Here is a 26815-nt window from a genome sequence, read left to right as displayed (position 1 = left end):
CTCATCTGCGGGAGCGTGGCGGGGCTTGGCGGTCTGCGCGGTAGAGGTCGATGGCGAGGGCGACAGCAGCGCGGGTGGCGGGGTGGGGGTCCTGCCGGCGCCAGATGAGGTGGACAGGGACGGGCTCCGCGTCGCGCAGGGGGCGGTAGATGATGCCGGAGGGGCGGTACTGGGCTGCGGTGGCCTGGGGAGTGACGCCGACGCAGCGGCCGGAGGCGATGGCGGCGAGCCAGTCGTCGATGTCGTGGACGTACTCGGCGGCGGGCCGTTCGGTTTCGGGCCACAGGTTCAAGGTGGTGGTGCCGGTGCGGCGGTCGAGAGCAAGGGTGCGGGTGGCGACTTCGGCCAGGCGGATGCTGCGGCGGCGGGCCCAGGGATCGTCGGAGGCGAGGGCCAGGCAGCGGTCCTCGTGGCCGACGAAGGCATGTGACCAGGGCGTGACGTCGAGGGCGCTGCGGATGACCGCGAGGTCGCACAGTCCTTCGGCGAGCCCTCCGGTGGAAGAGTTGTGGCGGACGAGCCGGAGTTCGATGTCGGGGTGGTCGTGCTGCCAGCGGCGCTGGAACTCGGTGGTGTGACTCCCGAAGGCCGACCAGGCGTGACCGATGTGCAGGCGGCGGTGCCCGGAGGCTGCTTCGGCGACGAGTTCCTCGGCGCCAGCCAGCAGCAAACGGGCTCGGGCGAGGACCTGCACGCCCGCCTTGGTGGGCTCGACCGTGCGGCTGGTGCGGTGCAGCAGCCGCACCTCCAAGGTCTTCTCCAGGGCGAGCAGGGTGCGGGAGACCGCGGCCTGGGAGACGCCCAGTTCCAGGGCCGCGTCCGTGAAGCTGCCGGTGTCGACGATGGCGACCAGGCAGCGCAGGTGTTTCAGTTCGAGCCTTGCGCCGTTTCCTCCGCGTGGATCCATACGCTCAGCGTATCGTTAGTGGATTGGATGCATTTTGCGTATCGCGTGACGGGGTGCACGGTGAACGGATGCAGACCTCACATGACCTCGCCGTCGACGCGGAGCCGCTGGGCCGGGGTGGGCACGGATCACTGACCGGCTCGCTCTCGGTACGGCGCGGCTTCGCCTTCCTCGCCTTCGCCGGAATAGCCTGGGGAACCACCGGCGCGGCCGTGGAGGTCATCTACCGGACAAGCGACCTGGGGCCCATGGCCATCTCGTTCTGGCGCTTCCTGGTCGGGGCGGTGCTGCTGCTGCCCGCCTGGGCGCTGCGCCCGTCCCGCAAGGCGCCGCGTGCGCCGCAGCCTGCCGGGCGGCGGATGCTGCTGGTGGGCACCGGAGTCGGGCTGGCCGCTTTCCAGACCGCCTACTTCGCCGCCGTGCGGGACACCGGGCTGGCGGTGGGCACCATCGTCACGCTCGGCGCCGCACCCGTGTTCACGGCCGCCGGCGGACGCCTGTTCTTGGGCGAGCGCATCGGACGCGCCGGAGTGCTGGCCGTCGCGGGCGCGCTGGCCGGACTGACCGTGCTCGTGCTGGGCAACCAGCCCGGTGCCGTGCACCCCGTGGGCGTGGCGATGGCGCTGCTGTCCGCCTCCGGTTACGCCGTCTGCAACCTGCTGGGCCGGTGGACCGGACGGCACGGCACCGGCGAGGACGCCTTCACCCTCACCCTGTGGTCCTTTTCGATCGGCGCGGCCGTGATGCTGCCGCTGGCTTTCCACGAGGGCCTTCTCCCGCAGGGCGGGAACCTCACCGAGGCTGCGCTGCTGATGTTGTACATCGCCGCCGTCACCACGGCGTTCGCCTACCCGCTGTACTTCGCCGGCGTCGCCGTACTCAGGGCCGCCACCGCGTCGGTGATGATGCTCCTCGAACCGGTCAGCGCCGCCGTCCTGGCCGTGCTGTTCCTTGACGAACAGCTCACCGCGGCGACCGTCGCGGGCACGGTGATCCTGCTCGGAGCCGTCGCCGCCCTCGCCCTCGCCGAGTCCCGGCTACAGGCCGAACACACAATGCCGTGAGGTGACGCAAGGCCCTTGTGGTGCCAGCCCTCACCATCGTCGTCTTCGTCGAGCCCCGGTGCCTCCGGGTCGCGCAGCGGGCGCGGGGCGCCGGAGGTCGGGACGCTGGCGGTGAAGCCATAGCGGCCGAGCAGGTTCAGGTTGCGGTGCTTGAGCTGGGACAGTCGGGCGACGTCCTCGTCGCGGATCTCGTGGCCTCCCGCCATCCCCCCACGAGGACCACGGTGAGCACCCCGAAGCCGATGGACTGCCGGGCGTCCCCGGTCAGCGTGGCCAGGAGCACGGGTCACGGGCAAGCAACGAAATACACCAGGCGCAACCACCCGCTGCCGCAGACCGTCCGTCCCGGCGACTGACACAGCCCGCACACAGGGTGCGCCTGACCGACAAGGAACGATCCGCCGTGACGATGACCAGGACGACCGACAACCACCACAGACCCGGCGCCGTTGTCCGTGCGACCGCGACGAGCCTGGCCGCCGCCCTGCTGGCCCTGACGCTCGCGGCGTGCGACGGCGACGGCGACTCCACCGGCTCCGCCGCCGGCACGAAGACGGCCACGGCGCAGCCCTCCGGCGGCGGCCCGGCGACCGGTTCACCCACGGTCGGCGCAGCGCCCGCCGGCAAGTCCACCCCCGGGCGCGCTACGGCCTCCCCGGCTGCAACTGCCGCCCCGACGCCACCGGCACCGGCACCGGCGAAGCCCGCCGCCTCCGAGACCGGGGGCAGCGGCAGCGGATGCGACCACAAGATGCCCATCTCGCCCGACGAGCTGGCGGTCTACCGCTACACGCCCGAGGGGGGCGCCCTGCACCTGATCGTGAAGTACGGCGCCTGGGGCTGCGCACCCGCGGACTCCGACGGCGCCCCGTTCGAGACGGTGGGCAAGGAGATCCCCGTGCCCATGAACCAGGCCGCCTACGTCACCGTCACCAACCCCGTCGTCGCGAGCACGGAGAACCAGCACATCGGCGTGCAGGAGTTCCTCGACTGGCTGGAGGCCCACCCGAACAGCGGGCTGGTCTTCAAGTACCACCTCGGTGCGGACGGGGCGATCGACAAGCTGGAGGAGGAGTTCACCCCCTGAACCCCATCCCACCCCACCCCGCCCCGGCCCGCCTCGGCCGCGCCGGACGTCCGTCCGGGAGTTCGCGGAGCCGAAGCCGTGACCGGAGCGGCGGAGGCGGGTGGATGCGGGTCGCGCAGAGCAGGCTCATCCCAGTTGTCGGCGGCCCGGCCGGGGGAGATGCATGCAGTCCGCTTCGAATGGAGCCCTGCGGCGTCCGAGGAGTGGGGTGAGGCCGAGCTGAAGGCGCCAGATGGGTCGACCGCGGCGATGTCGCGGCTCGTGGGCGTGGCTGTCAGACGGCAAAACCGTCACCCGCATCGTCCGTCTCACGGCCGATGATGCCCTCGACGACGGGGCCACCGTTGCCGTCCGGCTGGAAAGGTCTGCCCTCCCCGCTGCCGGAGACCGTCGCGGCCCTCGTCTGGGCCGGCCGCCAGCGCGGACAGCTGACGAACTCGGTCAGCCTCCAAGTCCACCGTGTTGGCGGGCGTCACGTCGAGACTAGGGCGGTGCCAGCACGCTGGATGGCGCGATCGCCCGGCGCCGTCCTTCACCATCAGCTCCAACATGACGCGGGCGACGCGCAAAGGCTTGCGCAAGCCCCACCCCGCGCTGGACGTCCACACCGTCTCTGGATGGTTTCCGGCCGGGGTGAGGAGAGCGGCGACCGCCCGGCCTGCGGTGATCACGCACCGTAGTGCACGTACGCCGACCAAACGTCGGGACGTTCGGGAACACGGGCGCGCGCCCGCTGCAGGGCCTCGTGGAGAGCTCGGGCAGGTGGGGTCGTGGGGCTCAGGGAGTGGTAGAAGTCCGCAGCGGTGTGCGGGGCTTCGGTGTCGTGGATAGACCACAGGGTGCCGACGACGTTGCGGTAGCCGGCCAGCAGGAAGGCGGAGGCGACGGTGACGGCTTCGTCGGGAACGTCGTAGCCGCCCCGGGCGGTGCTGCAGGCCGACAGGAAGGCGAGCTCGGCGTTCAGGTCGAGCCGGCTGACGTCCGTTACGGGCAGCTCGGTGCCGTCATGCAGGACGAGACAACTCGATGACGGGCTGTAGGGCGAGTTGACGCCGTGGCAGGCGAAGTGCGCCCGGTCGGCCGCGGCCAGCCGCGTGAGGACGCGGTCCGCCGTTGCATCCCGGCTAGCGAGGAAGACACCGTCCGGGAACCGCTCGCGCAGCGACGCCATCTCCGAGGACACGCCGTGCAACGGCGGCAGACCGGGGGCGTCCGGTACGCCCACGCACAGGAACGAGCCGCCTGCCTCGCAGGGTTCGGGGCGGCGGGCGTGGCTGAGGGCCTGGATCGTCGGAGTGAAGGATGAGACCACGCGGTCCAGGACCGTGTCGCCGCAGCCGTGGTGACCGGCCGCGGCGAGCGGGAGGAAGGTGAACAGACCGGTCGGGCACCACCACAGGCGCGGTGCCTCCTGCGGTGTACGCGTGATGTCCAGGCCCAGGGCACTCAGCACGGGCTGGGCGACCTCGTCCCACAGCCATTCGAGTGTCTCGGTCACGCGCCGAGCGGCGTCCGGCCGGGTCGCGGCCTCCGGCTGGTCCCTCAGCAGATCCCCGACCGCTCGCCCGACGTCCTCCTCGGTTAGTGCCAGCCGTACGGCATCGACGTCACCGCCCTGGACCAGGAGCGCGTCGGTCCGGCCGCCGTGCGCCATGACGATCACCACCGGGCCCTCGGTGGTGGCGTCGGACAGCGCCGCACGGGAGATGGGGGCCAGCAGGTCCGGCATGCCGGGCAGCTCGGCCAGCTCCCTGCGCAGCGTGTCCCAGCGCGCGGCCCGTCCATGGCGCTGGACCAGGTTCTCCGGGAAGCGGGCGGCGGCCTCCTGGCGCAGTTGCTGCCACCGCGCTGCCAGATGCGGCGCGTGCCCGCGCGCCGTCGCCAGGGGGCCCCGCAGGTCGATCGCCTGGGTGATGAGCGTGGCCCGCCCCGCTTCGAGCATCCGAACGGCCCGAAGCGGATCGGCCAGCTCCAGTGCACACGACGCGGCGGCGATCGCCACGCCGGTCGTGTCCGGCAGCAGCGCGTCCTGCGTATGCCGATTCAGTCGCGGGCCCACCACGAAGGGCAGTTGCCCGACCGCCAGCGCGTACGCCTTCATCGCAGGGCCCCAGTCGCCGCGTGCGGCGTGGAGTTCGGCACTGCTGCGGCCCGCCAGGAGCAGGTCCTGAGGGGAGGCGTTCGGCGTCCGCGCGGCCTCGTCGTAGGTGTCGAGAGCGGCGTTCAGGTCGGCCACCCGGCCGGTCGCGTCGTGCCGGGCCTTGTACAGCTGGGCGAGTTGGGCGAGGTGGCCGGGCCGCGCGGGGTCGTCCGCCGATTCCGCCTCCGTCAGGGTGCGGAACGTCTCGACAGCCTCATCGAGCGGCCGGAGGTCGTCGTCGAGTCGGGCCTTGCGCATCAGACCGAGGCCCAGGTCCCACAGGTACTGCGGCCGCGCGGTCGAGTCGGACGGTGTCTGCGCGAGCAGGGCACGGGAGATGGCGAGCGCCTCGTCGAGGTGGCGCCTGGACCGGGTCCGGTCGCTGTGCAGCTGGAGGGCTGCGCTGAGCAGCGTGAGCGCGTTGCCATGCCCGCGCGTCCCGGCGGGTAACAGCTGCACGGCCTCACGGGCGTAGCGGATGGCGTCCGTGACAGCGGTAGGCCCCTGGAAGTCGACCGCGTAGATCAGCAGGACGCACAGCCGCTGGGCCACGTCCGCGCGGCTGTGGTCGAGGCCCGCCAGTAGGCCGTGCGCGCGCCGCAGCACGGCGATCGCCTCCGTCAGTGCGACAGGGTCGCCGTAGCTGGCATACAGCTGCATGAAAGGGATCGACTGGGCGACCAGGTACTCAGGCAGGTGCACGTGGTACTGCGTGCCGACCGAGCTGATCTCGGTGGCCGTCGCAATGGCCTCGTCGAGCAGTTCGGGACGCGGGTCGAACTGATGTTGATAGATCAGTGCGTTGGTCAGGGCGACGAGGAACTCGCAGCGCTCGGCCGAGCCAGGCTCGGAACCCCGCAGATGTGTGCGGATCACGGGGACGAGCCGCGCCAGCTCCTCGGGCGCCACGACCTTGGCCGCGACAGCCTCGCCCCACGCGAGGGGCAACAGGCAAAGGACGCTGCCCACGTCGAACCGGTTGGCAGAGAGCGCCTCGCTTGCCACGCGCAGGGCCCGCACGGATTCCTCCACATAGGCCCGCCGTTCGGTACGCCTGTACAGCTCCTGAAGGATCTGCACGTGAACGGCGAGGGCGCTGGGGTAGTCGGGATGTGCGGGGCTCGCGGCGTCGAGGCCTTTGCGTAACAGCCGGAGACAGTCCTCGAGCGTGGCCGTGTCGTGGGTGCCGCGGTCCTTCTCGATCAGCGCCGCGACCAACGCGCCCAGCCGGAGAAGGAAGTGGGCGTGTCCCGGAGGGGTCGCTGCCACCGAGGCGCGGGCCATGCGCAGCGCCTCGTCGGCGTTGCCCGGATCGCCGGTCAGTGCCGTGAGGGTGTTCAGGGCGGCTGCCAGATTTCCTGTGTACAGGCCGTAGTTGACGTGCTCGGGTGGGGTGAGGCCGACAGCGCGGCGTCCGGCCTCGACCGCTCGGGTGAGCCCCGCGATGTCGGTCGTCGGCAGGTAGCGGGCCCTGAGCGCCTCGCAGAGATTGCTGTGAGGCATGCCCGGGTCGGGATGCCCGGGCTCCAGCGGGAGTTCGGCGGCGCGGGTGTACCACTCCACGGCCTCGGCGATGTCCCGCGTACGTTCGGTGAGCCGGTGGCGCATGCTGAGCGACGTCGCGTGATTGCCAGCTCGCAAAGGCCAATTGGGATCGTCGCGGGGTGTCTGCTCGACGGCCTGACGGCCGTACCGTACGGCCTCGTCGATCCGGTCGAGTGCCGACGACAGGGTGTAGGCGACACGCAGGGCCACCGCGAGACGGGACAGCATCCGCGGATCCACGACGCCGGCCGCCCGCGCCCTGCGGACGGCTTCACGGCTGAGCGCGATAGCCTCTTCCGCCGCCGCGAGGTCGCCGTACGACTCCCCTTGGGAGCGCAGGCAGTCCGAGAGCTGGTCGGCCAGCTCCGGCCAATGCTCGGCGGGGCTCCTGGCAAGCGCCGTACGGCATATCTCGACGGCCTGTTCCAGGTGCTCGCGCATACCGGTGCGCAGGAACAGGACCTTGTGGTGCATGGACAAGGCCGACTGGGCGGACACCAGCAGGTCCAGCCACCCCTCGGCGAGCGGCGCCGCCTGGTCGGGGCCGGCCTGCGTGGCCTCCAGCAGGTCCAGGGCCTGGCGCAGCGGTTCGAACTCCCTGGTGACCTGATGCTCCTGGAGTCTGCTCGCGACGAGCGACAGGGCGGGAGACGGGGCGATCGGGATGAAGACCGGCAGCGTCTCGCGGGGCACGGAGGCAGGATCGACCTGGTAGGCCGTGAACAGGATGGACAGCGCCCGGGACAGCTCCGGTCCGCCGTTCTCCCGGTGCTGGGCCACGGCTCGCAGGTACTCCAACCAGCCCAGCGCGGTGATCGCAGCCATGTCCAGGCTGTCCCTGTCGACCTCCTGGCCGGTCCGGAAGCGGTTCAGCGCCACGGTCTCCTGCAACACCGCGAGGGCTCGATCGCTCTCGGCAGACAGGACGGCCGTCAGCAGCTCCTGTGGCTGCTTCGGGCCGCGCTCCCGGCGCACGCGCCGGGCAGCCCGCATGAGGCTGCCCGCCCAGGTCAGGGCCTCCTGCCGGGTCACGCTTCGGCGTCCGCCCGCGGCGGGATGTCCGTGCAGGGCGGCGGGCTGCCGTCCGGTGGGGCGGGGGAGTCGTCGCTGCCGGCCTCCCTGCTGCCGTCGGGCGCGGTGTCCGGGGCGGCGGCCTCCACACTGCGCTCGGGCGGGGCGTCCGTCGGCTCGATCACCCAGATCCGCCGGGCGTAGTCCTTCCTGACCAGCAGCCATGTGTCGGTGTCCGAGGGCAGCCGCAGGCTCAAGATGGCCGCGGTCTCACGGGCCGTCAGATCCGCTGGCAGCTCGAAGACCAGGCGCCGCACGGAGTCGACGACGCAAATCTGGCCCTCTTCCGTGAGGCGCTCTTCGATCTCCTCCGCCTTCCGCCCGGGGAACAGCCCGCGCACCCAGCTGTAGATGTCTTCGCCCGCCTTGCCGGTCACGCCTTGCAGCAGGGGCAGGAGCACCGAACCCGCCATGAAGGTGAGGAGGAGCTCCCCGACCGAGCGGGTGGTCCCCGCTTCCCCCGTCGGCCGCTGTGCGGAGTGCTGTGCCATGCATCCATGGTGCCACGGCAGGGGTGCGGGCGGACTCCCCATGCCATAGCGGGAGTTGGCCCCAAGATCGGCGCCGAGGCCGCGCACACCCTCTTGTCCCCTGCACTGTGCGGTCGAGCCCCCGGCCGCCGAGCCGCCCGCGGGGCCAGCCTGGGCACCAACGGAGAAAGCCAGCAACGCTGAGCACTTGATCTTGGTTGCTTAGCACGGACGATCGGACCGGTGCGGGGGATTGGAGGAAGATCCTCGAACCTGTGATGTTCCTGCGCACAGCCAACGCGATGACGAGCCGCCTTTCGCCATCGACGCAGAGCGGGTCCGTGCCTGATCGTGCCCTACAGCTCTGTGCAGTACCTCGCCTCGCGTGCTCCCGCCGCGGGAGTGGGACTTCACCGGGTCGAGCGGAGCGGCCGCCATGGCCGCACTCCTGGCGGACCGCCCGGACCTGGACGGGGTGTTCGCCGCCAACGACAACATGGGAGCGGGAGCGCTGCGCACCTTGCGGGAGGCGGGCCGGCTGGTCCCCGCCGACGTCGCTGTGGTGGGCTTCGACGACCTGGCCGTCGCCCGGATCGCCGATCCACCGCTGACCACCGTCCATCAGCCCATCACGGTTCTCGGACGGGAGATGGCGTGGATGCTCGTCGCGCTCGTCGACGGGCATTATCCCACCCCGCTGATCCTGCCCTCCGTCTCGTGACCCGGTCCAGCGCCTGACGGCGGTGCCCCGGACTCCGGCCCTGGACGGGGCGATCCCGCCGGGGTCACGTGGAGTGCAGTGTCTTCTGTCCGAATCCGAATGGCGATGTCATGCGTGGCTTCGAGTGCGACCCTTGTGTGCGAATGCAGCCACATCGCCGGAATTAGCCATTCCGATGAGTGTCCAGCGCGGAGCCGCTTCGCTTAAGGGAGGCTTAATCACTCCTTAAGCGACCTTGAGTCTCGACTCACTTTGCAAGTAACCGCAGTTCAGGCGATGTTGAGCGCGCTGCGGACAAGTTGGCCGAGGTAACCGTCGTGCGTACCATCGGGTTCCTCCCGCGGCTCACCGCAGTCGGGAGAGCGCTCTCAAGCGGAACGCTCTGCCTCCTCGTCCGCGGCCCGCCGTACGGGCGGAACCACCTGAATCCCCCACTAGACAAGGTGTCATCCCAGCCATGGCAGCTCATCGCGCTCGGCGGTGGACGCTCGGCGGACTGGTCTCACTGGTCGCCGCCGCTCTCGTCACCGCCGTCCTCATCACAACGACCGGTTCCGGCGCGAACCGGGCCAGCGCCGCACCTACCGCGGTGACCTGGTCCGACGACTTCGACGGCAGCGCCGGAAGCGCCCCCGACCCCGCCAAGTGGACGCTCGAGACCGGTGGTTCGGGCAACGGCAACCACGAGCTGCAGTACTACACGCCGGGCAACCGGAACGCCGCCCTGGACGGCGAAGGCCACCTGGTGATCACGGCGCGCAAGAACACCGACTCCGGACTGCAGTGCTGGAACGGGACGTGCCAGTACTCGTCGGCCCGGCTCAACACGGCCCGCACCTTCAGCCAGGCGTACGGCCACTTCGAGTCCCGCATCAAGATTCCGCGCGGCCGGGGTGTCTGGCCGGCCTTCTGGATGCTCGGCAACGACCTCGGGAGCGCGGGCTGGCCCAACAGCGGCGAGATCGACATCATGGAGAACGTCGGTCACGAGCCCGGCGTGGTCCACGGCACCATCCACGGCCCCGGCTATTCCGGCTCCGGCGGCCTCGGCGCCGCCTACACCCTGCCCGACGGCAAGGCGTTCGCCGACGACTTCCACGTCTTCGCCGTCGACTGGAGCCCGACGGCGATCACCTGGTCGGTGGACGGCCACGTCTACGAAACCCGCACGCCGGCCGACCTCACCGGCAAGAAGTGGGTCTACGACCACCCGTTCTTCCTCATCCTGAACCTTGCCGTCGGTGGCGACTGGCCCGGCAGCCCCGATCCGGCCACCTCCTTCCCGCAGACGATGACCATCGACTATGTCCGCGTCTCGACCTCCGACACGGGCGGCTCGACCGGGTCGACGGGAAAGAGCGGTGCCATCAAGGGCATCGGCGGTATGTGCGTCGACGTCGCCGGCGCCTCCACCGCGGACGGGACGCCGACCCAACTGCACGACTGCACCGGTGCCGACGCCCAGAAGTGGACGCTGGGCAGTGACGGCACCGTCCGAGCGCTGGGCAAGTGTCTCGACGTGCGCGGCGGTTCCACTGGGGACGGCACCTCCGTCCAGCTCCACACCTGCAACGGCAGCAAGGCCCAGCAGTGGACCTACACCGCCGCCCACGACCTGACCAACGTCGGGGCGGACAAGTGCCTGGACGCCACGGGCGGTTCGGCCGCCGACGGCACTCGGCTGCAGATCTGGACCTGCGGCGGCACCGCCAACCAGAAGTGGACCGTGGGCTGACCCGCAGGGCGGACGGCCCACCCCACCACCCCCCACTCGCCTCCCAGAGGCACATGTACCAACGAAAGGCACGACACATGGCAGCACGTCACCAGCGCAGTCTCACCCGCCGCAAGCTGTTCTTCGCCCTGGGCGGAGCGGCGGTGGCCGCCCCCGCCGTCGCGGCCCTCGGCCCCTACGCCCTCGCCGATACGGCGGACAACGGCACGAAGGCCGCCGCGGCGGGCGCGCTGCCGCTGACGATCGTCAACGACAGCGGCTCGTTCGACAACGCCTCGGTGCACGTCTACATCGTCGGCAACCAGGACGGGAAGCAGGTACGGGTCACCCCTGACGGCACCCTGGCCCCGATAGCCCTGTCCGACAACGGCGCGGACGGCTTCACCGATTACGCCCTCTCCCTGCCCGCGAGCGGGGAGGCCACCCTCAAGCTCCCCTATATGTCCGGCCGCATATACGTCTCGCTCGGGCAGAAGCTGAAGTTCAAGGTCGTCAAGGACGGCAACGGAAACCCGGCACTGCAGTACCCCGCCGGCTGGGTGACCTCCGACCCCAACTACCGCGTACTGCACGACTGCGCCGAGTTCACCCACAACGCTGCGGGCATGTTCTGCAACACGACCATGGTCGACATGTTCAGCGTGCCGATGAGCATCCGGCTGACCGGAGCCAAGGACCAGACCACGGGCACCCTGCGCGACGGCGGCCGGGCCTCGGTGTTCAGCGCGGTCAAGCAGGTCGCGGAGTTCGCCCCGCTGGTCGTCGACGACCTGCGCGTCATCGCTCCCGGACACGGCCTGGACGCGGGCCTGTTCGCCAAGGACTACTTCGCCCCGTACATCGACCAGGTGTGGAGCACCTACACCGGCAAGGACCTCAAGATCACCACCAACGCGGGCACCTTCACGGGCCGGGTGCGCGCCGACAGGTTCACGTTCGACGGTCCGGCCCCGGTCACCTTCGGCAAGCCGTCCACCCGCGACGTCCTCTTCTGCGACGGCAACCTCGCCGCACCGAACGACGGCACCACCGGTCCTGTCGCCGCCGTCCTGGGCGCCGGCTTCAACCGCTCCACCCTCCTCAGCAACCCCGACCAGCCCGTCACCGACGCCTCGGCCTTCTACCGGACCGACCTCACCAACCACTACGCGAAAGCCATCCACGCGGCGACCCAGGACGGCAAGGCCTACGGCTTCGCCTTCGACGACGTCGCCGACTTCGCCTCCTACATCCAGGACACCGCACCCACCGGAATCCGGCTGACCCTGACACGGTTCTGACGCGCGCCTCGCCGGAATCGCCGTCGCGCCCATCTGCTACCGCCGCCTCAACGGCACGACTACGCGGCCATATCGCACGGCATGTCGCTCCAGGGAACAGACGCCTACCGGGACGACCACACCCTGCCTGCGCTGGTCCAGCGGGCCGTCGAGGCGGCGCGCGCACGGTTGCGCCGTCTCCCGCAGGCTCGCACAAGGACGTCTGCTCCAGGTACTGGCCGCAGGGGCGCCCGGCGGCTCCGGCCGGGTGGTCGGACGCCTTGTCGGTGAACACCCGCTCGGGCTCAGGCTCGATACCTTCGAATGACTACGAGCTGAATTCCGCCCTGGTCGAAACCTCGTCAAAAGGAATCGCGGTCCAGCCGTGCCAGGACCTCGGTCGCGATGGCATGGACCGATGCGGGTTCGACGTGGGCAAGTGCCTCAAGGCAGCTTCGCCATCCACCACTGAGCAGGGCCCGGGCGAGACGTTGCCGGGCCTTTTCCGGCTGAACGCTCGTGGCCAGGTCGCATAACAGTTGATGAGGTCGGTCGGTCTCGCTCATCGAGCGGGCGAGGGCGTCAACCGCGTCGGCCAGCGCGCCGGCCCGCTTGGCCATGCCCGACCGGGCCAACGCTGCGGCAACACCGGCCAACGCCCGGCCGCGGGAGGTCAGATCAACGAGCGAGTTGCCCAGTTCTTCGGCCTGGTCGATCCTTCCCACACGTCCCATGACCACGGCGATGTCCGTTCGCACGTGATCGTAGGTATGTCGATCCGCCGCCGAACGCATGATCGCTGCTGCCACCTCGACCGAGGCCCGCGCTTGCTCGGTGTGCCCAGCGGCGGAAAGTGCCCGCGCGACATTGGTCAGTACATCTGCTCGCAGGACGGACGGCAGCCCACGCGCGATCTCTTCGGCGGGCTCGATGTCGCCGGCCGCCGCGAATGCGCATGCAACCTCTCTGAGCATCCAGGCCCGTAAATTGGAATTACTCAAGGTGTGCGCGACGGCGTAGGCGCGAGCGGCGTAGGCGCGGGCCTCCTCGGGGCGGCCGGTCGTAGCGAGGGCTGTAGCGATGCGAGCAAGTGTGTCCGCGTCCGGCGTCCTTGACCGGGGCGAAGCGACGAGCGCGTCCGCCCGCTCGATGTCACCCGCTTTGGCCAGTGCTTCGGCGACGCATCCCATGGTCACCGAAGTCGGGATCCAACCGCCGGGGGTCTGAAAGAGGCTTTCCGCTTTGCAGGCAACCACGTGTGCGCGGTCGGTAGCGCCAGCCGCGACCAGGCCGATAGCGAGGTCGGCTAGGTTCTCCACCTGGCGGCTGAGGCTAGCTGAGCGGGCATTCACCTCGGCCCGTTCCGCCGTCGCGCTGGCGCGGTCGAAGAATCCCGCATCGGCCAGGGCGTGGGCGGCACAGGTGAGTGCCGTCGCCCGGTTCATGGGGTCGTCGACCTCCAGAGCGCTTTCCTCCGCCCTGCCGACCAGCTCCATGGCCCGGGTGGCGTCACCGGCTCCTGCCCGTACCCGCGCGGCTCCCGCCCACACCCACACACGCGGGTACGGGCGCAGGAAGACAGCGAGTGCCGCGGCCTTCTCCGCGAGCTCGACCGCAGATGCCGGGTCACGTGTGGCTGCCAGTACCCGCGCCACGTCGACCAGGCAGCGGGCGCGCGTGACGACATCGTCGAGCCCGGCCACGAGGTCCACGCAGCGCTCGACCACGCCCCGGGCTTGCCGGATGCCACCCGTCTCGACCAGCGAAAGCGCTCGTTCGACCAGTGCCACCGTCTGGGCCGCAGGGTCGGCCATGGCTGTGGTGATTGCCTCCGCGCGCTCGGTGGCGCCGATGTAGGTCATCAGCCCGGCGATTTTCACGAGCGCCCATTCGATGCCATGGGCGGCGGTTTCGGCCTCTTCGGCAACGGTCAGAGCCCGGCGCGTGTCGCCGACCGCGGCGTACGCCCGGGCCACGGCGGCAAGCGCGGGCCACCGGTCTCCGCCTGCGCGAAAACGGGCAAGCACCTCGGCCTGCCGGGCGAGGACGGTGGCGCGGTGAGTGTCGCCGGTGCCGGCGATGTGCCGTGCTATGTCCGCCAACGCCACCGCTTGCCGGAGCTGCCTCATCGCCCGGGCCATCGCCTCGGCCCGGGTCACCTGACCCAGCGCACACCAGAGGCCGGGCAGGGCTTCGGGCAAGTACTCGTTGCGGTCCGACAGGGCGGCCCGGGCCACGCTGAGTCGGCCGAGTGCGACCAGATCGAGCCTGCGCCCGGTAGCGAACGCATGGAGAGTGACATTGATTTCTTCCAGAGCAGCGGCATCACTCCCGCTCAGATCAAGCATGCGGTCGTGGCGGGAGGCGTCGACCGCGCAGGCGAACATGCACTCCAGGTCGTCGGCCGCGTGGGCCAGCCGGAAGTACCCGCGCAGCAGGTATTCGGGAGTCTGGGCGGGCCACTCCCGGGCCCGGTAACCGTCGGCCCACGCGTGCAGGCGCAGTCGGTAGGCGTCCAGCTTCGGCTCGCCGATGCGCTCTGTGGAGATCGCCTGTAGTTCCTCGTGACCCAGCACGTACACATCGGGCGCCTCGACGGGGCGCCAGACACTCCTGCGCATCCCGAACGACCGCCCGGCGACGACACCGAGGCGCTCGCTGACCTCCCATGCCGGGCGACCGATCAGCTCGCCCAGATCGCGCGCAGTCAGTCCGCCACCGGCCGCCGTGATGAATCCCAGCAAATCGCGTTCGACAGGGCCGCCACCCAACAGCTCACCCAGTTCACGCAACATGTCCCTGCGGACCACCTTCGCCCGCTCTGACGGGCGAAGGCGACGGACGATGCCAGGATCGTGCAGTGGATGATCCGGCGGTACGTCACCGGGCACGGGCGGGTGGAGACGGCCGGCGAGGATGACACGGAGGCCGGCCGGCGGCTGAGCCGGCAACACCGAGGCGATGCTGTACGCATCCAGCCCGGCGGTGACCCCGCGATCCTCGTCTATGCCGTCGACCACAAGCACCAGCCGCTCGTCGCAGTCGGAACACGCGGCGGCCGCGCGGTCCAACAGGGTGAGAACAACGTAATCCCGGTTGCCGGCCGTGAGCGGCGGAGGCCGTTCGCCGATCAGACCGGCGAGTTGCTCGGCCAGTGCCTCGGTGAACGCCACGCGGTCACTTTGCCCGGCGAAGCGTGCGGTGACGAAGAACGACACCACCCGTACTCCGACCGGTGGATGGAGGACGAACCACGACAGCAATGCCGACTTGCCGGCCCATGCCGGCGCTCGCCACCACAGATACCCGGGGCTGTCGACGGCCGTACTGAACGCTGCCATTTCGGCCAGCTCGCCGTCCCTGCCGACGAGTTCGGCCGGAGCGATCCGCCGGACCTGAGCCAGATACGCAGTCGGGGACGCCGGCACCGGCGCTGCCTGGGGATAGTGATGGTGGTGCTCGTGATGTTCGAGCTTGACATCGCCCATGATGCCGGTATTGGCGACGCTGCCGTGATGAGCAGTGGCGTCGCCGGAGTCGGTGACCCCGGTCCCGTCCGCAGCTGTCGTGCAGGGTGGAGTGTCGCCGCTCGTCACGGCTCTCTCTGGCGGTTGATGCCGGTGTTCGCCACGGAACCCCGCCCGTTGGCGGTCGCGTCGCCCGAACGTGTGACCTGCGCTTGCCGGTCGTCGCTCGGGGTCCGCAGCCCGGTGTTGGCCTGCCCACCGCCCGCGGCACGGGCGGTGCCCGTGTCTTCGACCCGGTCAGGATCGGACATCGACACGCCCCCTGACAACGGCGGGGGTAGCAGATAGGGCGCACCCAGAGCCGTCAACGCCACTACCGCGCTGATACCACTGGCCAGCTTGTCCGCCTTGTCAGGACCCACCACGACCAGGTACACCGCCAGCGCAACAACGATCACGCCGAATGCCACACGTCCGGCCCACACCCACCCCTGACTCCGACGAGGCACAGCCTTCCCTCCGACGCGGAACTCGCTGGCTCCCGGTCCAGTCTACCGGCAGTAGGCACATACGGTAATCGACCAGTAACCTGATCCCGGGGTGTGCAGAGGACTCCGGACCTCCGTGCACACGACTTCGCACATCGACAGCGGGGCCGGTGTCGAACACCTAGTGGGGGAGGCGGGGTACGACTCGGGTCGGGCGGCACTGGGCGCACCGCCGGAGGCCGAGCGCATGGCGTACCTCCCGCACTTCGCCGAGGAGTCCGGGATGCCGGTGGAGCACACGCTGCCCGAGGCGGCCGAAGCGGCCCTGCGCGCCGTGGACTGGCCGGCGTCACAAGTACTGGTGGGCCGGGGAGCCGGGATGGGGCCGTATCAACAGCAGGTCCCCGCCCCAGGCGTCCAGCACCGCCGCGTGGCCGGCGGCCCGGGCAGCCGCCTCGACCCGGGCGAAGAGCTGCTGCTGCGGTGCCACCTCGCCGGTCGCGACGATCCGCGCGATGGTGTCCAGCAGGGCGATGCTCTCCCAGCCGGGCAGCGGGAACCGGTCCAGCTCCCAGGCCAGGTACTTGTCGTAGGGGCGCGGCCGGCGGTCCAGGGCGAAGAGCAGGTCGAGCAGGAATCCGACACTGGCGGCCGCGTCGAGGTGGCTGGCGAGCGGGTTCCCGTCGCGGTGGTTCTTGACCGAGCGGTAGAGCGAGTTGGCGTAGGCGTCCAGCAAGGCGGCGGAGGACCGGAAGGCATCCTCGTCGCCCAGCCGTCCCATCGCGGCGACGATCCGGGTGACCTCCCCGTCGCTGCGGTCGAGCAGCACCCGGGAGCGGACGATGGCGTACCGCTCCCAGTCGGGGGCCCGGCGGAACTGTCCGAGGGTGGTGACGACCAGGTCGAGTCGCGCGGAGCGGTAGCCGTCGAGCGCGGTCGGTTCGCTCGCGGTGTCGTCGACGAGGATGACGTAGAGGTCGTGGTCGGAGTGACGGGTGGTCATCCCCTCGTGGGCCTGGGAGCCCTTGAGGACGAGTCCGACGACGGCCGGGTCGGCCGTTGCCTCGGCGACGAACGCCGCGAAATCCAGCGTCACGGCAGGTCCTTGCACATCAGCGTGCACATCGTCTCGTACCGCTGGAGCGAGCCGTCCTCGGCTTCCACTTCCCAGGAGTCGAGCTCGCGGCTGAAGGCCCGGTAGCCCAGGCGTTCGTAGAGGGCGCGGGCGCGCGGGTTGCTCTCCTCGACGCCGAGTTCGGCGCGGGTCAGGCCCCGGGCACTGATCCGGCGCTCGGCGGAGCGGATCAGCAGTGTGCCGATCCCGCACGACTGCAAGGCCGGGTGGACACTGAGCTGCCAGAGCGTGCCGGCGCCGGGCTTGACCTTGTAGTCGATGCCGCCGACCGCCACCGGGAGCCCGACCGGCGTGCACACCGCCAGGTAGTCGATCTCACCCGCCTCGGCACGGCGTAATTGGTGGACGAGCTCTCGCAGGTGCTTGGGGGAGCCGGCCCAGCCGCAGGACGGCAGGTCCCTGTCGGTGAGGCCGCGCACCGACAGGTGCAGCCGGATCTCGGTCATCGCCGCATCCCTTCAATTCCGACAGCGGCCGTACCCCATTCCAGCAAGCATGTCCCCGTGCCGTCCAAGGGGTTTCGGATCAGCGCCGTGTGCCACGAGCCGGTTCCCGCTCGCTGTCACTGGTCAGCACCATGGGCTGGGTCGCGGGACAGGTCGCGGACGTACCAGCCGAACCGGTTGCCGTCCGCGTCCAGGGCTTGCCTGACGTGGATGAAGCCCGCTCCGAGGGCGACCGCGGCCGAGCCTGGATTCTCCGGAGCCACCTGGGGGACCGCCTCTGCCCAGCGGCAAGGCCCGGCATCTGGAACCGGAGGTCGATCGTTCCCGCGTGGGTCTGCTCGGCGCCCACTCGGATTCCGAAGGCGCGCAACGGTCCCTTGGTGGCCCACTGTTCCATGCAGTGGCGGATGCCATGCGGCCATGGCGTACCGGGCCTCCCATTCCGCGATGGCGTCAAGGCGAGGCAGCAGGTAGGTGGGTTCCGGTACGTCTTCGACTGGTTCTTCGACGGGGCGATCCTGCGGGCGAGAGCATGGGAGGAGGCTGCGTAGACCCAGGCCTTGGGGTAGGTGATGTCGGTCCAGTTTCGGTAGGCGTCGGTCATGGCTTCCTGGGCGATGTCCGCGGCCGTGTGCACGCCGGCGCCGTGGCCGATCAGGAAGGCGACCAGGTGGCGGATGTGCGCGCGGTAGAAGGCGGAGAACTCCTCATCCGTCTGTTGCCGGGCACGGTCATGTTGTCCGGGCGGGCCGGCGGTTGCCGGTGCGGTGGCCGGGTGGTCCGTGCCGTCCGCCGAGTCGTGGGTGCTCACGAGGTCTGGTCCTCCCCGTCGGCGGGCGGGCGGGTGATCGTCACGTGCAGGCGGTGGCCGTCACGGTGCTGGTCGTCCAGTTCGACCCGGCCGCCGGCCGCGACCTTCTCGGTGACTCCGAGAAGGTAGTGGTGCCGGTCCTGTTCGCGGCGTGCCTGCCAGCGCAGGCGCAGCCAGAACGTCAGCAGCGCGAAGGCCTTGGCGGTGACGATCGAGACGATGGCGGTCGTGGCCGAGTCCATCGAAAAATCCCCCCTCTTCCCCATGAGTTACGCGGCCGTTGGGCCGGTCATGAGCCAAGGGGCTGAAAGGGCCTTGATCGTGAACGCCCAGCCCGAATCTTCTTCTGACAGACTTTCAGGTCATCGTCATCTCGGCTCGGAGCCCGGTCCAGCAAGCGACCTCCGGCCGCGGTGCAGGGTAGCCGAGGTCGGCTGTCCAGCAGTCCCTGGGCGGTGTCCGGGCGGCACTGGTCGCCGGCGGGCACGCGGCCGGCCTGACAAGAATCGGCGAGCGCATGCCGCACCGCCGGATCGCGGCGAAGCTCGCATGCGTGGGGTAGGACCTCCTCGATGGCGCAGGCGCGGGCAGTGGTTCGGGCGGGTGATCGGGGTGCCGCGGAATGGGGTCCGCGCATCATTGGACAGATAGTCTTCGCGGAGATAATCTATGGATAGATAATCCAGTTGAGGAGACCACTCATGTGGAAGTACGAGCACAGCATCGAGACCAGCGCCACCCCCGAGGCGATCTGGCGGCTCTGGGCAGACGTTGAGAACTGGGGTACCTGGAACGCCGAGATCGAGAAGATCGAGATGGATGGCCCGTTCGCGGCGGGCACGCACATCACGATGACGCCGCCCGGGGACGACCCGGTACTGCTGCGCATCTCCGAGGTGGTCGAAAACGAACTGTTCGTCGACGAGGCGCGCTTCAACGGCCTGCTGCTGCGCACCATCCACCAGATCGACCGGATCGACCAGAACCGGATCCGCGTGGCGTACCGGATGGAGATCACCGGCATCGGCGCCGATGAGGCCGGCCCGGAGATCGGCCCGGGCATCACTGCCGACTGGCCCGAGACAATGGCCTCGCTGGCCGAGCTGGCGCTTCGCTGATGCCCCTCAGCCCCGGCGACAGCCCCGGATTCCTGCTGTGGCACGCCACCCTGCGGTGGCAGCGCGACATCGCCACAGCCCTGGCCCCGCTCGATCTCACCCACGTGCAGTTCGTGCTGCTCGCCTGCACCTGGTGGCTCAACACCCAAGGCGAGCACCCCAACCAGCTGGCCCTCGCCCGCCAAGCGGGCACCGACGTCAAGATGACCTCCCAGGTACTACGCATCCTGGAACGCAAAGGACTCATCGAGCGTGAAGTCGACCCCGCCGACACCCGCGCCAAACGGCTGCGTGTCACCGACACCGGCGCCGACCTGGCCCCACGCGCGATTGCCGCCGTTGAGCACGTCGACGCGCGGTTCTTCCAACCGGTGCCCCTCGACGACGCGGTAGCCCTGCTCGGCCGCCTGGCCCATCCCGACACCTGAACGTCCCTCACCGACAACTACAGGCCACCGAACCGGACCCGCCGGTCGGTGGCATCTGCAACAGGCCAGCCCCACCACCTCAAATGGAACGGCTGCCCCCCTTGTGCCACATCGGTACCGACCTGGTGTGTGGTGCCGGCTGCACGAGGTCCTCCTGGCCAAGCTGCGCAGTGGGGACGCCCTGGACTGCCCGCGGGCGGCTGTCGACGGCCTCCACATCCGGGCGTTAAGAAGGGGGTCCCAGACTGGACGAAGCCCCGTCGACCGGGGCAGGACGGGCAGCAAACACCACTTGACCACCGATGCCGCCGGCATCCCTCTGGCCGCCATCCTGACCGGTGGTAACCGCAACGACGTCACCCAGCTGATCCCACTGCTGGAGGCGATCCCGTCGGTACGGGGGCAGGCGCGGCCGTCCCCGTCGCCGCCCCGCCGTGGTCCTGGCCGACCGCGGCTACGACCACGACAAGTACCGCCTTCTGGTCTCGGATCTCGGCGTGAAGCCGCTGATCGCCCGCCGGGAACCGAGCACGGCTCCGGACTTGTCCCAGGCGACGTCGGTCGAACGTGAGTGTCCTTGGGTAACCGCGGCGGCGGCCAGCGGGATACTGAGACCTGACGGCGAGAAGCAACACCATCGACGCGGGGTTCACCGGTGGCGGCTGTCCGCCTCCGCCTGGATCAGCATCCGCTTGAGCAGAGCGCTGAGTGCGTCCTGCTCTGCCGGGTCGAGCGGGGCGACCATCGAGTTCTCCGCCTGCCCCCGCAGCTCCATCGCGGCCAGCCAGCAGGTGCGCCCCGCCTCGGTGAGCTCCACGTCCACCCGGCGTCGGTCCTGACTGCTGCGCACACGCCGCACCAGACCTGACTGTTCCAGGGTGTCCAGGCGGCCTGTCATGCCGGCAGGGGAGAGCATGAGTTCAGCCGCCAGCTCCGAGGGGGTGGCCCGCCCCGGGGCCTCGCGCGCGGCGAGCCGGTGCAGCGTGGCGAACTCGAACTCCTGCAGGCCAACCTCGGCCAGGGCGCGGTCTTTGGCTTGGCCGACATGCTTGGCCAAGAGCTGAATGCGGGTGATGATCCCCTCCACCCGCGCGTCGAACGGGGCCTTGCCGCGCCAGCGTGCAAGGTGCACGTCGACGGAGTCGTCCCCTTCCGCGGGCCGCTCCCGGCCCTGACTCTCGGTGTCCATGCCCTCAGTATGCTACGCCAACTTATATTTCGTTGCCAAATGATTAGCTGGCGAAATACTGTGCGTGCATGACGCAACCCATGCGCCGACTGCTGGTCGGCCGTACCTGCGCGGCGCTGGCCACCGCGCTGATACCCACCACGCTCACGCTCGCCCTGCTTCGAGGACACGCCGCAGGCTCGACGGGTTCGGCGGGGGATCTGGGCCTGGTATTGGCATGCGAACTGCTGCCCATGCTGATGCTGCTGCCGGTCGCCGGCGTGCTGGCGGACCGCTTCCCGCCACAGCGGGTCGTGCTCGCTGCCGATCTACTCAGGGGCGCGGCGCAGACCGTGATCGGCGCGGAACTGCTCTGGGGCCTGGTCCGGGTGCCCGACCTCGCCGTGCTTGCCGCCGTCACCGGCGCCGCGGTCGCCTTCGGCACCCCAGCGGTCCGCACCCTGGTCGCGGCGACCGTCGACGCCGACCAGCGGCTGCGGCTGAACTCGCGGCTGGACGTCGCCACCGGCCTGGCCCAGACCGCCGGCCCTGCTACGGCGGGCGGCATGATGCTGATGCTCGGGGCCGGCTGGTCCTCGCTACTGACTGGCGCGCTCTTCATCGGCTCTGCGACCACCCTGGGCGGCCTGCACACCCGCCGGACCATCAGGGCGGCCGACGGTGGCCACGCGGGGTTCCGGGCGCAGTTGCGCGAAGGCTGGACCGAGACCCGGCGTCACCGCTGGTTCCTCACCAATGTGCTGGGCCATGGAGTATGGCATCTGGCGGCTGGCTTCCTGCTCACCCTGGGGCCGCTGATCGCCGTCCGGAGCATGGGCGGTGACGGCGCGTGGGTCCTGGTGGCCCAGCTCGGGACCGTCGGCATGCTGGTCGGTGCTTTTGCCGCAGGACGGCTGCCGATCCGCCGCCCGCTGGTCGGTGTGGCCGTGGGCGCGGCCGTCTTCGCGCTGCCGCTGGCGGCCTTCGGGCTGGGATTGGCGCTGCCCTGGGCGGCGTCTGCGTACTTCCTGGCGATGTTCGGTCTTGGTGTGCTCAGTCCGCTGTGGGAGACCGCCATCCAGCACCGCATCCCGCAGGAGGTGCTCGGGCGGGTAGGCTCCTTCGACGCGCTGATCTCTTTTGCCGCCCGCCCGTTGGGCCTGGCGGTGGCCGTTCCGGTTGCCACCCTCCTCGGCACCTCGGCACCACTGCTGGCAGGTGCGGTGCTCGTGGCAGCGGCGAACCTGGCCGTGCTGCTGCTGCCCGAGGCATGGGAGCACCCGGAGCCGGTCACGGCACGGGGCGATGCCAGGCGCGAACCTGTGACCGCGCCGGGCCAGGGTCAGTCGGAGGCTGGCTCCAGGGCGGCGGACGGCAGGTAGCCGGAGGAATGCTGCCAGACCGGGTGTCGGCCCGTGCCGTTGCCTCACTGGCTGCCGTCGTGCCCGTCTTGAGGGTCACGACGGGTCCCGGTGGGGTGATTGAGGCAACTGCCGCCCAAGAACAGGTCGTCTTGGTAGCCCGAAGGGTGTCTACGCCAACAAGCTGACCCAGAGGGCCTGTTGCCGCGGTGCTACGGCATGGTGGGAGGTGGAGTCCACGTCGGTCACTCTCGCGTGTGACTGCCACTGGTCCGCCCACCCCTCCAGCAGCGTCCGGGCGCTCTGCGCCAAGACCGCCAGGACGGCGATGTCGGCGCCGCCCGCCGCTTCGGCCGGGCCGGTCGTCGCGCGCACGGCCGACGGAAGCGACGCCTGTGGCAGGTAATCGGCGTTCACGTGCGTGTGGTTGATCGCGTCTACCACCGCCTTGCGGCGCCCCCACGGGTCACTCACACCCGGCGTCGGCCAGGACGAGGGTAGAACGCCGTCCCCCAGGAACCGGCTCCGTAGACGGCAACACGACGAGCCATGCAGTGATCTCCGTTCAGCCCTGGGGGCGCCTCGATGTCACGGGGATGGACCGGTCGCAACGTCGGCACGTACGAGGCCGGGACCAGCCTCGACTCACGACCGACCGGGCCGCATCCGGTCAGGCGTCCCATGTCTCGGGGAGCACCCGCGCAACGAGTGCGTCGAGGTGTTCGTCCAGGACGTGACGGGCGTCGGGTACACGGGACGGCCCACCGTGCACGCAAAGGCGGCCCACCTTCCGTAGCGCCGGTCGGCCCGGGCAGTAGCCGTCCCGCCCTGCGGAAATCGTGGTCAGCGGATGGGGGAGTGGAGTTGAGGCGTTGGCAGGGCAGGCGTTGTCCTGGTGATGTATGTGGTGTTGGCTGTGATGTTCCGGTACAGCGCAGGTGGGATGGGGTGGAGTCCGGCATTGCTGGGTGCTCTCGCGGCGACGCCGCTCGTGCTGTGGATGACTTGGTTGCGTCGCCGTATCAGGGAGCGGGCGCAGGAGTGGGGGCGGCGGAGGTTCCGGGCTTGGCCCGAGGAGCGGCGCCGCTGAGTTTCGACCTGCTGCCAGCGGAGGAGCTTTCAACTGGTGGTGTGACGTCCGGCTGCGCGGGGCCGCGAGGCGAGGTCAACCGAGTGCGGTAGCCGTACCGCCCGTTTCCAGGTGCGAAACCGGTGTTCTGGTGGGGGGGAGCGACCGGGCTCGGGGCCACGCACGATCCGTGTGAGCCGTCTGGCATGCCGCGCGGCGGCCTCCGTATCGTCACCGGCCGGCTGATCGGGGCAGTGCGTGGAATCATCGGAAGAGCATGTCGCACCGGGGCGGGCGTACCGTCCCATGGCGGGGCGGCAGCCCGGGCGCTCCTGCACCGTTGCCCCCGGGGGAAGTGCGTCCATCATGTTTCCAGCCGGCCGGACGGCTGCGGGGCGCTGGTGCGCGGCCGCCCCATGTGGTTTTCTGGCTCCATGACCGTGCTCGTGACCCGCCGCCACGTTGACTACGGGCGTGTCACCACCACGTGTTGTCCTGCCGTGAGCTGAGTCCGCGCTCCGGCCCCCGCCGGTCTTCTCCCCTCCGCACAGAGCCGACCGCCGCCCGCGTTCCGGGTGCGACGGCCGGCCCTGTGGTTCCTCCGCGCCTTCGCGTGCCCCGCACCACGGGCGCCTCGCCTTCCGCACAAGGGAGCACCGCCATGAGCCACCCCATCGACTCCGTCACCGCAGGGCACACCCCTGAGGAGCCGCCCGCCGGGCCCGACACCTCGGCCTGGTCGTTCGAGACCAAGCAGATCCACGCCGGGGCGGTGCCCGACCCGACGACCGGTGCCCGGGCGACACCGATCTACCAGACGACGTCGTTCGTGTTCCGGGACACGCAGCACGCCGCCGACCTGTTCTCGCTGGCCGAACCCGGCAACATCTACACCCGCATCCACAACCCGACCCAGGACGTCTTCGAGCAGCGCGTCGCCGCCCTGGAGGGCGGCGTCGCGGCCGTGGCGCTCTCCTCCGGGCAGGCGGCGGAGACCCTGGCGATCCTGACACTCGCGAGCTCCGGCGACCACGTCGTCTCCAGTACGTCGCTGTACGGCGGCACCTACAACCTGTTCCGGCACACGCTGCCGAAGCTGGGCATCGACGTGTCGTTCGTCGACGACCCGGACGACCTCGACGCGTGGCGGACGGCGATCCGGCCGAACACCAAGGCCCTGTTCGCGGAGACGTTGGGCAATCCACGCGGCAACGTGCTCGACGTACGGGGGGTCGCGGACGTGGCGCACGCGGCCGGACTGCCGCTGATCGTGGACAACACGGTCCCGACGCCCTACCTCCTGCGGCCCCTCGAACACGGCGCGGACGTCGTCGTCCACTCCGCGACCAAGTTCCTGGGCGGCCACGGCACGGCCATCGCGGGTGTCGTCGTCGACGGCGGCACCTTCGACTTCGGGGCTCACGCCGAGCGGTTCCCGGACTTCACGGAGCCCGACCCCAGCTACCACGGGCTGCGGTACTGGCCGGCGCTCGGCCCGGGCGCCTTCGCCGTCAAGCTCCGGGTGCAGCTGCTGCGCGACCTCGGACCGGCCCTCTCCCCCCACTCGGCGTTCCTGCTCCTGCAGGGCGTGGAGACCCTCAGCCTGCGGATCGAGCGGCACTCCGCGAACGCCCAGGCCCTTGCCGAGTGGCTGGAGCAGCGGGACGAGGTCGCCGCCGTCCACTATCCGGGGCTGGAGTCCAGCAGGTGGTACGAGGCGGGCCGGAAGTACCTGCCGCGCGGTGCCGGTGCGGTGGTCTCCTTCGAGCTGCGGGACGGTGTCGAGGCGGGCAAGCGGTTCGTGGACGCGGTGGAGCTCTTCAGCCACCTCGCCAACATCGGTGATGTGCGCAGCCTGATCATCCACCCGGCGTCCACCACGCACAGCCAGCTCGACGAGGAGCAGCTGGCGGCCACCGGCACCTCCCCCGGGCTGGTGCGCCTGTCGGTGGGCATCGAGAACCTCGCCGACCTGAAGGCCGACCTGGAGGCGGGGTTCCGCGCGGCGAAGGGCGCGTCCTGAACACCGTACTGGCACCGTCCGATCTCCTCCCGCCGGCCTCCGGGGCCTGGCGGGAGGGGGACCCGCCCGGACGTCGCCGGTGGTACCTGCGCGACGAGCCCCTCGCCCTGGAGGCCGGCGGTGAACTCCCGGGCGTCCGGCTTGCGTTCGAGACGTGGGGGCGGCTGGCTCCCGACCGTGCCAACGCGGTGCTGGTGCTGCACGCCCTGACCGGCGACAGCCACGTCGCCGGCCCCGCCGAGCCCGGCCATCCCACCCCGGGCTGGTGGGACGGGCTCGTCGGCCCCGGTCGCGCGCTCGACACGGGCCGCTGGTTCGTCGTGGCTCCGAACGTGCTCGGTGGCTGCCAGGGCAGTACCGGACCGGCGTCCCGCACCCCGGACGGGCGCCCTTGGGGCGGCAGCTTCCCCTTCTTGACGCAGCGGGACCAGGTGGCCGCCGAGGCGGGCCTGGCCGACGCGCTGGGCATCGATCGCTGGGCCCTGGTCGTCGGTGGGTCGATGGGCGGGATGCGGGCGCTGGAATGGGCCGTGTCGCATCCGGCACGGACCCGGGCACTCCTGCTGCTCGCCACGGTGGCCGCGGCGAGCGCGGAGCAGATCGCCTGGGCGAACGTCCAGCTCCATGCCATCCGCGGCGACCCGCACTGGCGCGGCGGCGACTACCACGACGCCGGCCCCGCACTCGGGCCGCACGCGGGACTCGGCCTGGCCCGTCGCCTCGCTCACGTGACGTACCGCAGCGAGCGGGAACTCCAGGTCCGCTTCGGCCGTGCGCCGCAGGGCACGGAGGATCCCTTCAACGGTGGCCGGTTCCAGGTGGAGTCCTACCTCGACCATCACGCCGCCAAGCTCGTGCGCCGCTTCGACGCGGGCAGCTACGTCACGCTGACAGAGGCCATGAACAGCCACGACATCGGTCGCGGTCGGGGCGGTACGCGCGCCGCTCTGAGCCGGGTGACGGCCCGGACCCTCGTCGCGGGCGTCGACTCGGACCGCCTCTACCCGCCGGCCCAGCAGGCGGAACTGGCGGCCGCGATCCCCACGGCGGACTACGCCAGGGTGGTCGAGTCCCCGTACGGGCACGACGGCTTCCTCATCGAAGTGGAGCAAGTCGCCGCGCTCGTACGCGAACTCGTCGGTTAGGGGCCGCTGGCCGGCCGCTCGCGGCGCCCCGGGCCCGCCGTGCTGCCGGTCGCCGGATCCGACGCGCCGAGGTCCTCGCCCCCGCGCCCGCGGGGACGGGCGTCGCGCGCACGGCACTGGCGTCGTGCACGGGAGGGCCCCCGCGAGCGTTGGTCGC

Annotated in this window: 19 protein-coding genes and 3 pseudogenes; 11 read left to right on the top strand and 11 right to left on the bottom strand. The window is 70.6% G+C overall.

From position 1 onward, the window contains the following. Position 1: 1 nt before the first annotated feature. Positions 2-907: a LysR family transcriptional regulator gene (locus IG05_RS0116245; protein ID WP_030343204.1), complete on the bottom strand. Its 906-nt coding sequence runs from the start codon at positions 905-907 to the stop codon at positions 2-4. Between the two features lie 68 nt (positions 908-975). Here IG05_RS0116245 and IG05_RS0116240 point away from each other — a divergent pair, with 68 nt between their 5' ends. After that, positions 976-1971 (top strand): DMT family transporter, encoded by a 996-nt coding sequence (locus IG05_RS0116240; protein ID WP_078894227.1) that lies wholly within the window; start codon positions 976-978, stop codon positions 1969-1971. A 409-nt stretch (positions 1972-2380) separates the two neighbouring features. Further along, a complete protein-coding gene (locus tag IG05_RS0116230) occupies positions 2381-3058 on the top strand; it encodes a hypothetical protein (protein WP_030343199.1) in 678 nt (225 codons plus the stop codon). Between the two features lie 667 nt (positions 3059-3725). On the opposite strand, the gene IG05_RS0116225 is transcribed toward IG05_RS0116230, so the two are convergent. Both IG05_RS0116225 and IG05_RS47800 read right to left on the bottom strand, forming a co-directional pair. After that, positions 3726-7775, bottom strand: coding sequence for a CHAT domain-containing protein (locus IG05_RS0116225; protein ID WP_030343198.1), 4050 nt, complete (start codon positions 7773-7775; stop codon positions 3726-3728). Continuing rightward, complete coding sequence (locus IG05_RS47800) at positions 7772-8305, bottom strand: hypothetical protein (protein WP_030343196.1); 534 nt, start codon at positions 8303-8305, stop codon at positions 7772-7774. The genes IG05_RS0116225 and IG05_RS47800 overlap by 4 nt, the downstream gene beginning before the upstream one ends. A 370-nt stretch (positions 8306-8675) precedes the next feature. Here IG05_RS47800 and IG05_RS42235 point away from each other — a divergent pair. From IG05_RS42235 to IG05_RS0116205, 3 genes and pseudogenes are all read left to right on the top strand, one after another. Next, a pseudogene (locus IG05_RS42235) lies at positions 8676-9022 on the top strand (substrate-binding domain-containing protein); the annotation flags it as partial. Positions 9023-9462: 440 nt separating this feature from the next. Beyond that, a complete protein-coding gene (locus tag IG05_RS0116210; protein ID WP_030343192.1) occupies positions 9463-10740 on the top strand; it encodes a glycoside hydrolase family 16 protein in 1278 nt (425 codons plus the stop codon). A 77-nt stretch (positions 10741-10817) separates the two neighbouring features. Further along, positions 10818-12020, top strand: coding sequence for a glycoside hydrolase family 64 protein (locus tag IG05_RS0116205; RefSeq protein WP_030343190.1), 1203 nt, complete (start codon positions 10818-10820; stop codon positions 12018-12020). A 341-nt stretch (positions 12021-12361) separates the two neighbouring features. Here IG05_RS0116205 and IG05_RS0116200 read toward each other — a convergent pair whose 3' ends face one another. The 6 genes from IG05_RS0116200 to IG05_RS0116170 form a co-directional block, all read right to left on the bottom strand. After that, the gene (locus IG05_RS0116200) at positions 12362-15595 is read right to left on the bottom strand and encodes a hypothetical protein (protein ID WP_030343188.1); all 3234 of its coding nucleotides are present in this window, start codon (positions 15593-15595) and stop codon (positions 12362-12364) included. Further along, positions 15592-15936, bottom strand: a complete 345-nt coding sequence (locus IG05_RS42230) for a hypothetical protein (RefSeq protein WP_037813895.1) — start codon at positions 15934-15936, stop codon at positions 15592-15594. The genes IG05_RS0116200 and IG05_RS42230 overlap by 4 nt, the downstream gene beginning before the upstream one ends. Before the next feature lie 367 nt (positions 15937-16303). After that, complete coding sequence (locus IG05_RS0116190) at positions 16304-17050, bottom strand: hypothetical protein (protein WP_324605010.1); 747 nt, start codon at positions 17048-17050, stop codon at positions 16304-16306. After that, a complete protein-coding gene (locus IG05_RS0116185; RefSeq protein ID WP_030343186.1) occupies positions 17047-17535 on the bottom strand; it encodes a GNAT family N-acetyltransferase in 489 nt (162 codons plus the stop codon). The genes IG05_RS0116190 and IG05_RS0116185 overlap by 4 nt, the downstream gene beginning before the upstream one ends. Positions 17536-17614: 79 nt before the next feature. Next, positions 17615-18346 (bottom strand): RNA polymerase sigma factor, encoded by a 732-nt coding sequence (locus IG05_RS43690; RefSeq protein ID WP_051789895.1) that lies wholly within the window; start codon positions 18344-18346, stop codon positions 17615-17617. After that, positions 18343-18588, bottom strand: a complete 246-nt coding sequence (locus IG05_RS0116170; protein ID WP_030343184.1) for a hypothetical protein — start codon at positions 18586-18588, stop codon at positions 18343-18345. The genes IG05_RS43690 and IG05_RS0116170 overlap by 4 nt, the downstream gene beginning before the upstream one ends. A 459-nt stretch (positions 18589-19047) precedes the next feature. Here IG05_RS0116170 and IG05_RS0116165 point away from each other — a divergent pair, with 459 nt between their 5' ends. From IG05_RS0116165 to IG05_RS45190, 3 genes and pseudogenes are all read left to right on the top strand, one after another. Then, positions 19048-19464, top strand: coding sequence for an SRPBCC family protein (locus IG05_RS0116165; protein ID WP_030343182.1), 417 nt, complete (start codon positions 19048-19050; stop codon positions 19462-19464). After that, positions 19464-19892 carry a MarR family winged helix-turn-helix transcriptional regulator gene (locus IG05_RS0116160; RefSeq protein ID WP_030343180.1) on the top strand — a complete coding sequence of 143 codons (429 nt, stop codon included), beginning with the start codon at positions 19464-19466 and terminating at the stop codon, positions 19890-19892. Before IG05_RS0116165 ends, IG05_RS0116160 begins: the two co-directional genes overlap by 1 nt. 124 nt (positions 19893-20016) lie before the next feature. Further along, a pseudogene (locus tag IG05_RS45190) lies at positions 20017-20436 on the top strand (transposase); the annotation flags it as partial. Positions 20437-20541: 105 nt separating this feature from the next. Here the strand turns inward: IG05_RS45190 and IG05_RS0116155 are convergent. Next, the gene (locus tag IG05_RS0116155) at positions 20542-21081 is read right to left on the bottom strand and encodes a MarR family winged helix-turn-helix transcriptional regulator (protein ID WP_030343179.1); all 540 of its coding nucleotides are present in this window, start codon (positions 21079-21081) and stop codon (positions 20542-20544) included. 80 nt (positions 21082-21161) lie between these two features. Between IG05_RS0116155 and IG05_RS42215 the strand changes: the two genes are divergently transcribed. Beyond that, on the top strand, positions 21162-22442 hold the full coding sequence (locus IG05_RS42215) for an MFS transporter (RefSeq protein ID WP_078894223.1): 1281 nt from the start codon (positions 21162-21164) through the stop codon (positions 22440-22442). Positions 22443-22694: 252 nt separating this feature from the next. On the opposite strand, the pseudogene IG05_RS0116145 reads toward IG05_RS42215, so the two are convergent. After that, a pseudogene (locus IG05_RS0116145) lies at positions 22695-22972 on the bottom strand (2-dehydropantoate 2-reductase N-terminal domain-containing protein); the annotation flags it as partial. A gap of 1179 nt (positions 22973-24151) precedes the next feature. Between IG05_RS0116145 and IG05_RS0116135 the strand changes: the two are divergent. Further along, positions 24152-25513, top strand: a complete 1362-nt coding sequence (locus IG05_RS0116135; RefSeq protein WP_078894221.1) for a bifunctional o-acetylhomoserine/o-acetylserine sulfhydrylase — start codon at positions 24152-24154, stop codon at positions 25511-25513. Continuing rightward, the gene (gene metX, locus IG05_RS0116130) at positions 25510-26658 is read left to right on the top strand and encodes a homoserine O-acetyltransferase MetX (RefSeq protein WP_078894219.1); all 1149 of its coding nucleotides are present in this window, start codon (positions 25510-25512) and stop codon (positions 26656-26658) included. Before IG05_RS0116135 ends, metX begins: the two co-directional genes overlap by 4 nt. Positions 26659-26815 lie beyond the last annotated feature (157 nt).

The sequence above is a fragment of the Streptomyces sp. NRRL S-1022 genome (genome assembly GCF_000720135.1).
Classification (GTDB): domain Bacteria; phylum Actinomycetota; class Actinomycetes; order Streptomycetales; family Streptomycetaceae; genus Streptomyces.
The sequence above is the reverse complement of the archived record's forward strand: the minus strand, read 5'-3'. Positions and strand labels throughout refer to the sequence as shown.